Origin of the sequence: Thermosynechococcus sp. JY1331 (assembly GCF_031583475.1) — a bacterium.
Classification (GTDB): Bacteria; Cyanobacteriota; Cyanobacteriia; order Thermosynechococcales; family Thermosynechococcaceae; genus Thermosynechococcus.
Genome location: NZ_CP134180.1, coordinates 58,904 through 74,330 on the forward strand (window position 1 = coordinate 58,904; position 15,427 = coordinate 74,330).

The window sequence follows — 15,427 nt, forward strand, 5'->3', positions numbered from 1 at the left end:
GATTCAAACTATACGGTTGCTGCCTCTAGCTCGACTCCTTCTAGCAGGTCATTCACGGGGAAGCGATCGAGGAGGTAGCGTGCCTGCTGGGCGCTTTGGCGGAGTTGGGGACTGGTGTGGGGCGCATGGGGAATCTGGGAAAGAAAATCGAGGGTGCGCCGCAGCAACCGCACAATATCGCCGGCATCGAGATTGGTTTCAGTGCACAATTCATTCCACGGCGTGCCCAAGGCCCACTGCTCTACCAAGCCAATGAGATCCCACTCGTACCAGAGGGGAAAGATGATGTGATGGCGACGCTGCACCTGAAACAGTCGGCGGCGAATCGGACTAAGGGCGGCAAGGCGTTCTTCCACTTCACTGGGAATGGGGTAGTTGCACCAACTGTCGGAACGGGGCGTTTCAGTCACTAGAGCTGCGATCGCTGCCGCCAAGAGGTGGGGGGGCAAGTCATCGAGTTCGCCAGAGGCCAAGGCCAGAGCCAACCACAGTTCATTTTCGCCGCGCAGAGCAGCGGCCATTTCCCCAAGGGGGGTGGGGGTTAGGTCGTTGAGGCCACCAAAGTCCTGCAGGGCAGCAATGAGGGCAAGAAATTGCTCCCAGTGGCGTTGGGACTGTTGCTGGAGCTTGTGCTGGCGATCGCGCAGTTCCGTTTGTAGCCGTTCTTCGCGACGAACTAAGCGTAGCAGCGAATGGACATTTTGCGGCAGACTGGCTTGGAGTTGCATGAGTTTGGCCTCAAGGTCAGCGATTTTAGCGGCTTGGGCCGCCACTTCCGGCGCGGCTAAGACAGGTGGCAGATCCGGGAGGGTACCGAGGTAGTGATTCGCCTCATTGCAGGGATAACTTTCCCCTAGGCGCAGTTTCATTGCCTCTGGGGGCGGGGGGAGATTGCTACAGGGGGGGCGATCGGGATAGACAGCCAAAATGTCATCAATGCCAACGACCCGAAAGCGACCATCAGCCGCAAGGCACAGCCAGTGGGGCAACTGCCCGGAACCAGCAACGGGTTGACAGAGGACGGCGGCTAAGGGGGGATGGTCTCGCAGGGGGGATTTGATATGGAGCCATGTCCCCGGCGGCACCGCCATCATAAAGGGGAGGAGTTCTTGGGCACGTTCCTGCTCCGCCTGCTGTTCGAGGATTTTCAGGAGGCGTTGATCCTGTCGTAGCCGTTCCCGCAGCTTTTGATACTGCGCTAGTTGCTGCCGATCAATGCCTGTGAGGCGTTGTTGCACGGTTTGCAATTCCGTTTCCAGTTGGGCGATCGCCTGCCGTTGGGGCGTGAGTTGCAATGTGGCCAAGTATTGACCAAAACTGCGCTCCACCAATTCCCGCGCTTCTTCGAGGGTGTGGCGTTGCAGTAGGTTCAAGACCATGCCATAGCTGGGGGTAAATTGACTGATTAGGGGATCGGGGGCGGCGGTGGCCAAAAATGCCGCTTCATGGGCGCCCTCAAAGGGGGTTTGCAGCGTCACCACATGACCCACGGTATCCATACCGCGGCGGCCGGCTCGCCCTGCCATTTGCAAAAACTCCGAGGCTGTCAGGAGGCGATGACCGCTGTCGGTGCGCTTCGAAAGGGTGGAAATGACGGTGGTGCGCGCGGGCATATTGATCCCTGCGGCCAGCGTTTCCGTGGCAAAGACGAGTTTGATCAGGCCTTCTTGAAAGAGGGTTTCCACAAGGGTTTTCACCACGGGTAGCACCCCGGCATGGTGAGCGGCAATCCCTTGGTAGAGGGGGGCAATCATTTCCGGGGCAACAATGTCCTGATGTTGTGCCAAAAAGGCCTCGACCCGCTCCGCTAGTGCTTGCTGTTCTGCCTTGGTGAGGAGATTCATGCCCAGGACCTCTTGAACCGCTTGGTCACAGCCGCGCCGACTAAAGATAAAGTAAATGGCCGGCAGCATCTCCCGCTGTTGCAGTTGGCTGACCACGTAGCGGATGCTCAAAAAGTCCCGCTTGCCGCCGCGTCGCCGCAGTTCGGGCTGGCCGTGGAGCTTCGGGTTGAGGCGTTTGCGTTGGCCGTCCAAGAGGGGGAAGAGTCCCTTGCCGTTGCAAAAGTAAAAGTGCAGCGGTATCGGCCGCCAGTCGGAGTAGATCAGTTCAGCATCCCCATGGACGGATTGAATCCAGTCGGTGAGTTGCTCGCCGTTGGCGATCGTGGCGGAGAGGGCGACTAGTTGAATTTCCTTGGGGCAGTAGATGATCGATTCTTCCCAAACGGTGCCCCGCTGGCGATCGTTCATATAGTGGCATTCATCGAGCACCACCACTTCAACCCCCGCAAGGGAGGTACCCACTTCGCCAATGGGGGTGCCGTAGAGCATATTGCGGAAAATTTCCGTCGTCATCACCAGAATCGGGGCATCGCGGTTAATCGAGACATCCCCGGTCAAGAGGCCGACCTGCTCTGCACCAAACTGCTGCTGAAAGTCACGCCACTTCTGGTTTGAGAGTGCCTTGAGGGGGGTGGTGTAAAAAACCCGCTGCTGCCGCGTCAGGGCACGGTGAATCGCATACTCACCAATGAGGGTTTTACCTGACCCCGTAGGAGCACAGACCACCACAGAGCGACCGGCATCAAGGGCAGCGATCGCCGCTTCTTGAAAGGCATCCAGTTCAAAGGGGAGTTGGGCAAGGAAGTCTGCTAGGGCCGGCGATCGCTCACTCATGGGGTAGGTGTCGGCTCCTGCTGCACCAGAACTTCACCCCTGAGGAGCCGTGCCGCCGCATCCAGTAATTGCTCCTCGAGATAGGGCTTGGTAAAGTAGCCCCGTGCCCCCAGTTGTGCGGCCATCTTGCGGTGGCGATCGGCGCCCCGTGAGGTCAGCATGGCGATCGGCAGATGGTTGAGTTTGGGATCTTTTTGAATCCGCGAGAGCAACTCCAAGCCATCCATGCGTGGCATCTCAATGTCACAAAAGACTAAGTCACAGGGCAAGCCAGAGCGCAGTTTTTCCCACGCATCTTGACCATCCCGTGCCTGCTCAACGCGGTAGCCTGCCCGCGTAAAGGTCATTGAGAGCAACTCCCGCACTGTAATCGAGTCGTCGATAATCAGCACCAAGGGTTCGGAGGCTTCCTCGGGTTCCGCAACATCCATGGTGTGACCAAAGCCACGCCAGTCGCGATCCATGCGTCCTAGGGACAGGTCAATAATTTCCAGCACGTCGGCGATCGCCATCGCGCGACCATCCCCTTGAACTGTGACTCCCGCTACCCCCACCGGCTTCGGCACCGGTCCAGACAACTGCTTAATCACGATTTCCTGTTCGCCGATGACCTGATCCACCTCCATGGCCACGAGATCATCGCCGCTGCGCAGCACAACAATTGAGACCATGCCATCGTCTTGGCTGCTCCCGCCATAGACATTGCTGCGGCTAATATTGCGGCTGTACTTGAGCAAGTCCCCAAGTTTACGCACTGGCAGCAGGCGATCGTGCCACGAGAGGACACGTTGACCATCTTCTAGGGTTTGGATGCGCTCTTGGGGAATATCCAGCATATCCTCCACACCGTCAATGGGGAAAGCAATGCGGCAGTGGTTATCAATGCAGCAGAGGGCTTTGGTAATGCTCAGCGTCAGCGGCAAGCGGATCGTAAAGGTGGTGCCTTTGCCCACCGTAGAGTCAATGTTAATCGTGCCGCGAATGTCCTCCAGATTTTTGCGCACCACATCCATCCCCACACCGCGACCGGCAAGGGCATCGGCTTGATCTTTGGTGCTAAATCCCGACTGAAAGAGGAAGGCATAGACCTCTTGGCGCGACAGGTTGGGGGCATCCGCCTCCTTCAGGAGACCCTTCTCGATTGCCTTGCGTTTTACCCGTTCTGGGTCAATCCCCGCCCCATCGTCACTGACGGAGATAATCGCTTGACTGCCTTGATAGAAGGCTCGCACGCGAATCAGGCCTTTTTCAGGTTTGCCCAATCGCCGCCGCTCTTCGGGGGGTTCAATACCGTGATAGACGGCGTTATTGATCAGGTGGGTCATCGGGTCAAAGAGCTTTTCGAGGATGCCCTTGTCAATGAGGGTATCTTCCCCTTCAATCTTCAGTTCCACCTGTTTGCCAATGGTACTGGCAACGCGACGCACGGCGCCCGGCAAGCGGACAGACATTTCACGGAAGGGCACCATTCGTGAGCGGCTCAACCCCTCTTGAACTTGGGTAGTGACTTGACGAAACTGCCGTGCCACCTGCTCCACTTCATCAATCACGTACTGGATGTCATCCGCTGCCTCCCGCACCCGCACGATCCGCTCAATCACCTCCTGAGAGAGGGTGTGGAAACCGGTAAAGCGATCCATTTCCAAGGCATCAAACTCGACCCCTGTGGCGTGGGTTCCCCGTTCCCCTTGGCCATTGGCTGCCCGTGCTGTCGTTACGCCCAACAGTGAACTCTCAAGGAGCGATCGCTCGTAGAGGTCTTGCATTTGTTGGCTGACATCCCCAAGTTGTTGGACTTGGTAGAGCAAGTTATCAAGAAACTGCCGCAGGCGTTCTTGGGTGTCTTCGAGGCTATTGCGGTTGACCACCAACTCCCCAACGAGGTTACTCAAGGTATCGAGGTGGCGTACGGGTACCCGCATGGTTTGCTCCACCAAGGCGCTACCTTTTGGCCCTGCCCCGGCTCGGCGAGGAGTGGCCGCCTTCGCACTACTCCCTGCGGGTTGGGGAATTAATTTCTCTAAATCGGCAAAACTATCATCCGCAGTCGAGGGGGTTGTTGTGGCCGGCGGTGGGGTGGGTGCCGTAGGGGTGGCTTGACCCAAGAGTTGCTCGAGATCCTCAAAGGCCGGTGGCGCCACCGTCTCTAAAAGCTGATCCAATTCGTTGAACGTGGCAGCCTCAGCTGGGGTTGTACTCGTTGCACTTTGCTCAATCAACCCCTCCAATTCCTCTAGGACGCTTTCGGGGGTGGCAGACACAGTGGCATCATTCATCAGTGCCTCCAGTTCAGCCATGCTGGCAGCTTCAGGGGAGGGAATGGATTCCTCCACCACCGCTTCGGGTTCCGTCATGCCTGCAGCTTCAGGAGAGGTGAAGGAGGCTTCCATGAGGGATTCTCGCTCGGCAATGCTAGCAGTCTCAGGAGCGGGTACAATCTCCTCCACTAGGGGTTCGGGTTCAGCGATATTTGCCGCTGTCACTTCAGGCATACTTGGCTCAGCGATCGCCGGTGCCTCGGATAGCGTTTCTGCCCAAGGATCATCAGGGCTTGGCGGAGCAATAAATTCCGCGAGGGCTTCTTCCGCCGCATTATCCACAACCAAGTTTTCTAGGGCATCGTTGAGACCCGGCACCTCTTCGAGGAACTCAGCCACATCCTCAGCAACATCACTGAGAGCAGGGATCTCAAAGTCCTCTTCTAAGGGAAGCAGATCGGGAGCCTCAGTGGTTTCCACCTCACCCAAAAAGTCTTCTAGGGAAGCAACTGCCTCATCAAGAGCGGCCATCTCTGAGGGGGCTTCCTCGGCGAATTGTTCAAGAAATGCATCCAGACCAAGTTCGGCGGGTTCTGCGGCTGCACTCTCCTCAAGAGGACGGTCAAGTGTCAAGGGCGCCTCAAGGGCCTCAGCCATACTTTCGGCGATCGCTGGCGGCGTGAGGTCATCGAGGGAGGCTTCCTCCACCTCCGCAGAGACCAGCTCACCCGAGAGTTCTTCAATTTCATCGAGAATGGCATCAAGGCGGGGTTCTGCCTCAGGCAACTCCTCAGCAGCGGTTATGTTCAAAAAGTCGGAAATCTCCTCATCAAAGGCCGCTTCATCCCCCAGCTCTAAACTGGCCAAATCCTCCTCAAGGGTGTCCTCCAGCCAGGCCGTCGGCAGCGCTGTGGCATCACTAAAAATGTCACTCAATTCTTGGAAATCAGTCCCACTCTCCTCACCAAAAACAGTGACACCATCGCCACCGCTGCTCATTGGCTCGGAAATCTCTTCTTCAGGCACCCTCACCTCTAGCGGAGCAACCTCAGAGGCCATTTCAAGGGGTTGCAGTGGTTCCTCAAGGGTGACGGGAGCTGATTCTAAGACCACAGGCTCTGGCGCTTCTGGAACAACAGCCGGCGCTTCCTCAATCACAGGGGGCTGAAGCGCCACTAAACTGTCACTGGGACGAATCGCACTGCCTTGACCATTGAGCACCAAGTCGCGAGCCGCCATAATCTCCTTGATCACCACGGGTGCCAAGGCCGTGAGGGGCTGAGCTGTGTTACTCACCGCCTGTTGGGCGATCGCCAGCAGTTCAACCCACTGGGGCAGCGCAAAGGTTTCCCCCAATTGACCCAAATTAGAACAGGCCTCCGCCAATTCTTGCCGCACTTGGGGCGAATCGGGCTGCTTAAAGAGTTGCAACATTGCCCGCAAGCGATCGGGCACCTCCGTTTGAAAGACTAAGCGGTAGCTGGAATCAGCAACGGGTTGCACTGGCGGCTTAACGGGTTCGGCCACAGGGGGAGAAGGCGCAGCTACAGGGGGCGCCACCTCTGCTCCTTGGGTCAGGTGGCTCAAGTGGGCTTGCAGTTGATTGAAGACTGGCTCCACCCGATTCAGCGTTGCCGTTGCTGTCTCCTCCGTCAAACCAAAGGGGCCTTGCAATTCATCGAGGAGTTCCCGCAGCGCATCAAAGGCTTGCAAAAAGAGTTGCTCTAGGGTTTCATCCACCGTTACGGGGTGTTCCCGCAGAATTTTGAAGTAGTCCTCCAGCTTGTGGGCGGTGTGCTGAATGCTATGGAGTCCGAGCATAGCTGCTCCCCCTTTGACGGAGTGGGCTGCCCGAAACATTTCACTCATCGCCTCGGGGTCATTGACCACCTGCTGGAGATTCATCAAACTGTCTTCAATGGTGGTCAGGTGTTCCTGCGCCTCCTCAATGAAGTAGCCAAGAATGCGCTTTTGTTGATCGCTTTGCATAGCCCCCTCCCGGATTGCTTAGGCTTGATCTTCAGTATTTTCAACGCGGAACCGTTCCACCGATGCCTGCAAGTTGCGCGCCACACTCACTAGACCTTGCAACGAGTCAGACACCCGCTGTGCCTCCTGAGAGGTGGCCTGCGCTGTCAACTCAATGGATTGCATCACCTGAGCCATGGCTCGCGCCGATTCTGTTTGCTCGACCGTAGCGTTGGTAATCGAGCGCACAAGGGTATCAATTTGCGACGACACTTGGATGATGTCCTCAAGGGAGTGCTTGGCCTGTTCAGCCCGCTTCGTCCCCTCAATCACCTGCTGTGTCCCTTCTTCCATGGCGGTCATCACCGCGCCGGTTTCACTTTGAATTTGCAACACAATCTGCTCAATTTCTTTCGAGGCTTTGGCTGCGCGGTCTGCCAGTTGGCGCACCTCATCGGCGACCACCGCAAACCCCCGACCTGCTTCTCCAGCTCGTGCGGCCTCAATACTGGCGTTCAAGGCCAACAGGTTCGTGCGGTTGGCGATCGACGAGATCACACCGACAATCTTGGCAATCTCTTGGGAAGATTCCGCTAGGCGCTTCACCTTGCGGGTGGTCTCGGCCACCGTTTCCCGAATTTGCAAAATACCCGCCACTGTGCGTTCCACCGCCTCACCACCACGGAGGGCTGTTTCTGAAGCATTGCGTGCCACCTCATTAGCTTCTTGGGCACTTTCGGCCACCCGCTGAATCGCATTGGTCATCATCTGCACCGAGTTCAGGGTGACGGCTAGCTCCTCCGCTTGCCGCAGAGCATCTGCTGAGAGACTACGGGCAAAAGTTTCGTTTTCTGCCGCACCGCGACTCACCTGCTGGGCGGCAATTTTCACCTGTTGCACAATCGTCCGCAGGTTGTGAATTGTCAGGTTAAAGGAGTCGGCCACTGCACCGAGCACGTCCGCTGTCACTTCCGCTTGTACGGTCAGGTCACCGCGGGCAGCTCCCTCCACATCATCGAGGAGTCGGATCACTTGGCGCTGTAAATCATCCCGCTGCCGTTCGTTTTCCTCTGCTTTTTTCTGGGCATCAGCAGTAATTTGCTGGATGGTATCCGTCATTTGGTTAAAGCTTTGTGCCAAGAGTCCCAGTTCATCGTTACTGGTGACCGGCACCCGCGCCGTCATATCACCGGCAATCACGGCATTACACTGTGCCTGCAAATCCGTACAGAAGCGCTTGATGCGGCTGACACTGCGCTGCCCCATGGCATAGACGGCCACCCCGGCGGTGAGACCAGCAGCAGTACCACTCACTAAAGGCGCAGGGCCGGGGGCACTAAAGCCTAAACTAACGGCACCCGCAGCCAAGGCGGAAAGGACACCGCTGGTTACAGCTGAGGTAATGTTTTGCTGGCCAAAGGAACTCGTGGCCGTTGAGGTTGCTGGGACTGTTCTAGCCACAGGACTAGGACTACGGGAAGGTGTTGGCGCAGTAGCCGCCGGTGCTGCAACGGGTACTTGCTCGGTAAAGGCTGACAGATCCTGACTTGCTGCAGGGGGTGGGGTTTCAGCGCGGCTAGCGGTGCTTTGGCTCAGGTCGAGGCTAAAATCGGCCAAGTCTTCAAGACTTTGCTGGCTGAGATCAAATTCATCCGGTAAAACTGCAAAGGTCTCGGTGCCGGCATCGGCCATCACGGTGGCCTCTGAGCCAACAGCCCCCATGCCATGCACTTGAGGATTGGCAATGGTCATTTCATCATCAAATCCCGCACCGGAGAGATCTGCATTGCCAAAGGAGAGATCCTCTAGGTTAAAGTCGGCAATGGATTCAAAGGGTTCAGCACCACCAGAGCTCGCTTCCCCTGCAGCGCTTTCTGGCGCCCCTGACTCTTTCGCGTCTTCAGTAATGGCGCCACGTCCGGAAAACTCAGACATGGCGATCGTTTGCTCATCCTCAAAGGTAGCGGGGTCAAAGGCCTCAGGAGACAGGGGTTCTGCCACAATATCTGGGGCTTCAAAAGCCTCAAGGGAAACCGAAAAGTCGCCAAAGAGATCGTCTTCCTCCTCGGCTGCATCAGAGGAACTTAATTCCGGCTGCGGCAACAATTCAATGGCATCTGCCGCCTCATTGGTCAACAAATCACTGATACCAGCGGCAGAGGTAGAGACTTCAGGAACATTGGTCTCAATGGATTCCGTCAGATTTGGCAAGAGGCTCTCTTCAGGAATGCTGGCTGCTGGGGCTTCCTCAATATCGCCAAAGAGACTTTCTGCCGACATATTTGCCGCTAGGGATTTCTCAAGACCGGGAAAAAGGCTCTCTTCAGAAGCGTTGGCTTCTCCCGATTCTGTAAGCCCCCCAAAGAGACTCTCTTCAGATACGGCTACTTCAGCAGCAAAGGGATCATCAAATGTTTCGAGGGCGGGGGGCGTCATTTCTTGAAACGGAGCCGCAGTACTTTCTGATGTCTCACCATCAAAAATAGGTCTGGCCGGTTCGGACGGGGTCAAAGGAGAACTTCCCATGAGCATTGTGACATCATCATCACTGATGGACTCTGTACCTAGGGGCTGCACGGATTCGCCGATGGGAATTTCTGGAATGTCCGCGACTGGCTCCTCCAAAGAATTGGCCGAAAAGGCAAAGGGATCCTGAACCGCCGCATCTTCGTCGAAGGGATTAAAGGCACCCTGTTCTAAACTGGCGCCAAATTCTTCCTCAATGCCGCCTACCTCAAGATCGTCAAAGGGGTTACTTGTCCCTAAATCGCTGCCAAAGTCATCAAAGTGATCAAGACTCAATTCCTCTGAAGGGTTTGCGGCTTGGGGTTCCACAATGGGTGGCGTGGTTTGCAAAAAGGTATTGTCCCCCTGCAGTTGGGTGTGATCTCCTTGCAGGGGGGGGTGGTGTTCGCCGCCGTTTTTGGCAGGTTCAGCAGCGGGAATCAAATCCTTAATCTTGGCAAGGCTCTCGTTGGCCAAGTTGATCAATTCTGGATCCGTTGTGGCATTGAGAACCGCATGGTACTGCTCTTGAGCCTCGCTGTAGCGTTGTTGACAGCAGTAAATGTGCCCCCGCAGCAGCCGCAGGTTTGGATCGCCCGGTCGGGTGCCCACCAACTGGTCAGTGATTTTGGCTGCTTCTTCATAGTTGCCTTGCACATAAGCGGCAACCGCTTTTTGATATTCTTGGGTGTGTTGGGTGCTGCTGGATGCCATGGGCTTACTCCCAGAATGGACGATGACGAGGGGCAGAGAATTCTTAGGGACTACATCAAGGAAGCTTTAATTACTAAAGTATGCGCCAATCCTTGGGAAAGATAGCACGGGGGTGTTAATTTTCCTAAAGTGACTGGTGTTGATGGGTTCCATCGTGACACTTGCGGGCGAGTGTCATTGAGATTCTACTTTTTCTAGTTTAGAGTCCCCAACGAGCACTGCGTAAAATGGCGAGGGGATCCAAGAGCTTAACAATGTCCTGTTGCTCGGCATCAAAAACCCATTCGCCACGGACAAAGGGAGCCATCTGATCGCTGACATGGGTCGCGGGCTTAATGGTGTCATTGTTGAGCCACTCCATGCCTCGGACTTGATGAACTGCTAGCCCTACCATTAACTCATCATCTTCAATGGCAATAATCGATAGCTCAGAGCGATCGGTATTCAAGGGGGTGTCATCGCCAAGAAACTTACCGGTATCCGCGACCCAAATCACCTGCCCTCGCAAGTTCAAAATCCCCAGTAGCAGATTGGAGGTATTGGGCACTGGCGTAATGCGATCGGGAGTCACGGCCACAACTTCGCGTACCCCAATAGCCGGTAGGGCTAGGGTATCACCGCTAGGGATGGTAAAGAGGATATGTAAATCCCCCTCTGGGGTTCTGAGGTCATCGATATTGCCACTTTCGATGGGGGCATTGGTTGCGAGTAAGTCTGAGCTACTAAACATTTTTTTAGCCTCGCAAGAGTTGCTTGATGGTGCCAACCAATTCTTTGGGGTCAAAGGGCTTCGTAATATACGCATCAGCCCCCTGTTTCATGCCCCAATAGCGATCAAACTCCTCACCTTTGGAGCTACAGATCACCACGGGAATGGATTGGGTGCGGGGGTCGGACTTAATTTGGCGACAGACTTCATACCCATTCATGCGGGGCATGACAATGTCGAGGACAACCACATCGGGCGTGCTCTGCTGCAATTGCTCCATTGCCTCGACACCATCGGTGGCAACGGTTACTTCAAAGCCTGTTTTCGCCAGCAATTCGCTGATCATTTCCCGCTGGGGTGGACTATCTTCGACAACTAAGACTTTACTCATAGGGGGTTACACGTAGAATTCAGGGTTTGCTTTATATTCTAAAAGCCTAAGAGGTTGACAGGTTGATGATAGCTAACCTGCTAACGGGGCGTCTCAAGGCCTGATTTTGGTTCTAGCACGTCGCCAAAGGACTCGTCTGTTAAGGAGGTCACAGGTGGCGCTGCACCAATGTAATGGTGCGTAATTGTTAACAATTCTTGAGTTGAAAAGGGCTTGCTGAGGTAATCAGTGGCACCGGCCACTTTGGCGCGCAGGCGATCGCTCCAACCAACGAGGCTAGTCAGCATAATAATCGGCGTATAACGAAAGCGAGGGGTGTGCCGTAGAAGGGTGCAAAATTCGTAGCCATCCAATTCGGGCATGGCAATATCGAGGAAAATCAGGTCGGGATTGAGTTGGAAAATGAGACTCAAGGCCGTTAAGGGGTGGGCGATCGCCGTGGCTTCATAACCTGCGGCTTGCAGGGTGGATTCAACCACTTGACGGACAGTGGCGGCATCATCCACACACACGACCCGGGGCGATCGCCGCCAAGAAAGGGGGGGAAATGTACGGGTGTGGCCATTGGTTCCCCAAGAACTGACTTGTAAGTACCCTTGATGGAGATAGGGCAGCAGGAGTTTGCCCACCGTCACGCCATCTCGTCCCAGTTGCCGACTCAGACGGCGCAAGGTGATCCGCTCGCGCACGAAGGGTTCCAGTTGGCGAAACCACTGATCCGCTGGATCGTTGCCTGTGGGTTTAATATCCGTCAGTTCGAGGGATTGATCAAGGGAACGCAACTCTGGATGCAGTTTTTTCCATTCCCGCAGATGACTCAGGCTGTCATTGAGCAGCATTGTCAGGGAGAGATTGTGCCATTGGGGGGTGAGGGGACTCGCACTATAAAACTTGAACCAAGCGCGATTGAGGCTAACAACGTCAAAGAGACTCTCCCGCAGCAGCGCCCGCCACACGCTATGGATTTGATTGAGCTTGCAGTGATCGAGGAGCCACCACAGGCATTCGTATTCCACCCAACTGGCACCGGCTTTGCTTTCGATGAAGCTATCGGGACTCGGCCAAGGAATGCCCTGCCCATAGAGTAGATCCTGCAACCGCTCTAAACTGTGGCTGTGGCGATCGGCAATATAAACCAAGTGACCATGACTCAAAAAGAGAAGCCACGTATGACCGGCATCATCTTCGAGGTAGAGTTCCCCGGTGCGCTGGCCAAGGGCAAGGGTTTGGCACAGCGTGTAAATATCCGTATCGTTGAGGCATCCTTCCATGGCGCTATTATAGCGATCGCCAGCGGGCTGACCGCGACACCGGATAGTTCAGTCTCAGTTAGCGCTGGGTATAGCTAGAGAGCAATTGCACCAGTTGCTTCACAAGGGCTTCCTGATCGCGATTGATCTGGGGAAAGTTAAAGTCATCGCGAATATGAACCTCAAAGCCCGGCACCACCTCAATGCGCTTCCAAGATTCTGGTTGCGGTGAATGGCTCGGGGGCGGTACCTCGCGGCGGCTGACACTGGGACTGACGCGTATGGGTTCGCCATAGCGATGCTCGGAGCGGTCTTGTACCTGTTGCAAAAAGGCCAAAGCTGGGTTGATCGGGGGTGGATTCAATTGCAGATGAACCCCTTGCTCAAGGAGTGCCCGCAGTTCTGGGGTGCTCATGCGATACACCAGCTTGTAAATGGCACCTGCGGTATAGCCCTCCATCAACAGCCGCCGCACCACCAGCAATTGCACTAGGTGGCGATAGCCGTAGCGCCCTTCGCGGCCAATGCGAGCGGGACGGTCAATCAATTTGCAGGAGGTGTAATGGCGCACCAGACGCGGGTTGACCTCTTCCAAAACACGGTTTTTGGAATCCTCCTGGGGGAGGTGCTGGGGTAAGAGTTCGTTGGCGATTTCCACCAACTCATCTAATGACCATTGATCCTGAACGTGGATGAAATCTTGAATTGTTGCCATGATGAGCAAACACAGCCTTTTTTGAACGAAAAAAACAAAGAAGTCAGTTAGAGAGGGATTTTCCTGTCCCAGATAGAGCGCAAGGGCGCCCCTAGAGCAGGAGTGAAACTATATTATCGTATTTTTTTGGTTCTGTATCATTTTGGGTCTAATTTAGTCTTACAATTATCAAGGAAAAGTAAACACCTGAATATTACAAGGCTACAGAGAATTCAACGCAACGTGAAGCTGCATTGTGACACCAAAACAATTTATTTGATTCTAGCATACAGCGTTTGGTGTTGAGTGAACTTGTCCCAAAAATTACTGGGATTTTTGTGTTGTCAAGCAATTTGTTGCAGAGTTGTTACAAATTCAGGATAGGAGACGGCTGCCGCACTGGCGTTGTGAATGTGGCTGGTTCCTGTGGCATTGAGGGCAGCGATCGCCAGACTCATGGCCATGCGATGATCGCCGTAGGTTTCCACATGGGTGCCTTGCAAGGGTACGCCCCCCTGAATATCGAGGCCATCACTGAGTTCAGTGACCTTAGCGCCCATTTTTTGCAATTCTGTGGCCACGGCCTTGAGGCGATCGCTTTCCTTCACCCGTAGTTCTGCTGCATCCCGAATTTCGGTGATTCCTTCGGCAAAGGCAGCAGCCACAGCCAAAATCGGAATCTCATCAATCAAGCGGGGAATCAATTCACCGCCAATACGGGTTCCCTTGAGGGCTGCCGATCGCACCCGCAGATCTGCCACTGGTTCGCCTGTGACGAGCCGCTCATTTTCAAGGGTAATCTCGGCCCCCATTGCCCAAAGCACGTCGAGAATGCCGGTGCGGGTGGGGTTAACTCCCACATTGGTCAGTACTAGTTCTGAATCAGGGGTAATGGAGGCTGCCACCAACCAAAAGGCGGCTGAACTGATGTCGCCGGGCACAATCACCTTCTGACCCTTTAAGACCGCAGGTCCTTCAAGACTCACCGTACAGGTGGCCTCATCCACGCTCAAACAGGCACCAAAGGCCTGAAGCATACGTTCACTGTGATCCCGTGAGCGGTGGGGTTCGCGAATAATGGTGGTGCCTTCGGTGTGGAGGGCGGCGAGCAATAGCGCTGATTTCACCTGAGCGGAGGCAATGGGACTGTAGTAGGTGATTGGCTCTAAGGGCTGCCCCAAAACGGCCAAGGGGGCACGGCTGTGGTGTTGACGCCCCCAAATCTGGGCACCCATCTGCATCAAGGGTGTGACGACCCGTGCCATGGGGCGCGATCGCAATGAGGCATCCCCAGTCATCGTAAAAAAGCGACCTGTTTGCGCTGCTAATACCCCCAACAACAACCGCATCGTTGTACCAGAGTTGCCGGCATTCAGGACATCCACGGGTTCTTGGAGATGGCCAATTCCCAAGCCTTGAACTGTGACTGCTGTGGCATTGAGATCTGAAATCTCGGCACCAAGGGCACGAAAACAGGCGGCGGTACTACAGGTATCTTCACCCACGAGCAGGCCTTCAATATGGGTAGTGCCCTCTGCCATTGCTCCCAACATCAGGGCACGGTGGGAAATGGATTTATCTCCCGGTACTTGGAGGGTGCCCTGCAGGGGATGGCCATCGGCCTGAATTTGCCAAGTGTCGTCGGATGTAATCTGAATAACCGCCATGGGATATTTGGATAAAACCGCGTTCTCGATTGTCCCACGTCTGTTGCGCTATAGCCCCATTGAGCGCTTCAGTTCCTCAAGGGCAGTTTGCAGTTCCAAGCGGCGAAACTCAGCTTCAATTGGGTCATTGAGGTCACTGCTCATGCGTGGTGGCGGTGGGGGCGGTGGTGGGGGCGCACTGGCGGTAGGCACACGGTTCATGATTTCTCGCCGGCGATCGCGAATCTTTTGCAGCAGCTGCTGTGTCACGGAAATTTGATTGAGGGCGTCGAGGCGTTGCGTCCACAATTGTTCCCCCCGTTGGCGCAATTCGGCCTCCCGTTGTCGTGCCAATTCGGCCAGATCAGGACGCTGAGCGGCCATAGCGGTGTGGGTACGATCGCGCCAGCGGCGAATCTCGGAAACAAGGCCTAAAATTTGCTGTTCGCAGGTATTGACTTCCTGTTGCAGCCGCAGTAGCCGCTCTTGGGTTTCCCGTTCTTGATCCTCTAGCTCAAGGAGCAGTAGATTGAGTTCAAGCTGCGGATTGGCACGAATAAAGTCCTCGAGTTTTTGCTCTAGGAATGCATTCAAGTCGCGGAAAAAGCTCATGA

Annotated in this window: 9 protein-coding genes; all 9 read right to left on the reverse strand. The window is 55.3% G+C overall.

The features are described from left to right. Positions 1-8: 8 nt before the first annotated feature. On the reverse strand, positions 9-2,678 hold the full coding sequence (locus RHJ31_RS00320) for an RNA helicase (protein WP_302676938.1): 2,670 nt from the start codon (positions 2,676-2,678) through the stop codon (positions 9-11). Continuing rightward, entirely contained in the window at positions 2,675-6,925 is a 4,251-nt protein-coding gene (locus tag RHJ31_RS00325; RefSeq protein ID WP_302676939.1) for a response regulator, read from the reverse strand. Before RHJ31_RS00325 ends, RHJ31_RS00320 begins: the two co-directional genes overlap by 4 nt. 18 nt (positions 6,926-6,943) lie before the next feature. Then, positions 6,944-10,123 (reverse strand): methyl-accepting chemotaxis protein, encoded by a 3,180-nt coding sequence (locus RHJ31_RS00330; RefSeq protein WP_302676940.1) that lies wholly within the window; start codon positions 10,121-10,123, stop codon positions 6,944-6,946. A 199-nt stretch (positions 10,124-10,322) separates the two neighbouring features. After that, positions 10,323-10,853, reverse strand: a complete 531-nt coding sequence (locus tag RHJ31_RS00335; protein WP_149817107.1) for a chemotaxis protein CheW — start codon at positions 10,851-10,853, stop codon at positions 10,323-10,325. Positions 10,854-10,857: 4 nt separating this feature from the next. After that, positions 10,858-11,223 (reverse strand): response regulator transcription factor, encoded by a 366-nt coding sequence (locus RHJ31_RS00340; protein WP_149817109.1) that lies wholly within the window; start codon positions 11,221-11,223, stop codon positions 10,858-10,860. Between the two features lie 80 nt (positions 11,224-11,303). Further along, positions 11,304-12,494, reverse strand: coding sequence for a response regulator (locus RHJ31_RS00345; RefSeq protein ID WP_302676941.1), 1,191 nt, complete (start codon positions 12,492-12,494; stop codon positions 11,304-11,306). A 58-nt stretch (positions 12,495-12,552) separates the two neighbouring features. Further along, on the reverse strand, positions 12,553-13,188 hold the full coding sequence (locus RHJ31_RS00350) for a MerR family transcriptional regulator (RefSeq protein ID WP_302676942.1): 636 nt from the start codon (positions 13,186-13,188) through the stop codon (positions 12,553-12,555). Between the two features lie 323 nt (positions 13,189-13,511). Next, positions 13,512-14,834, reverse strand: a complete 1,323-nt coding sequence (aroA, locus tag RHJ31_RS00355) for a 3-phosphoshikimate 1-carboxyvinyltransferase (protein WP_206200581.1) — start codon at positions 14,832-14,834, stop codon at positions 13,512-13,514. A 48-nt stretch (positions 14,835-14,882) separates the two neighbouring features. Further along, entirely contained in the window at positions 14,883-15,425 is a 543-nt protein-coding gene (locus RHJ31_RS00360) for a hypothetical protein (protein WP_302676943.1), read from the reverse strand. Positions 15,426-15,427: the final 2 nt, after the last annotated feature.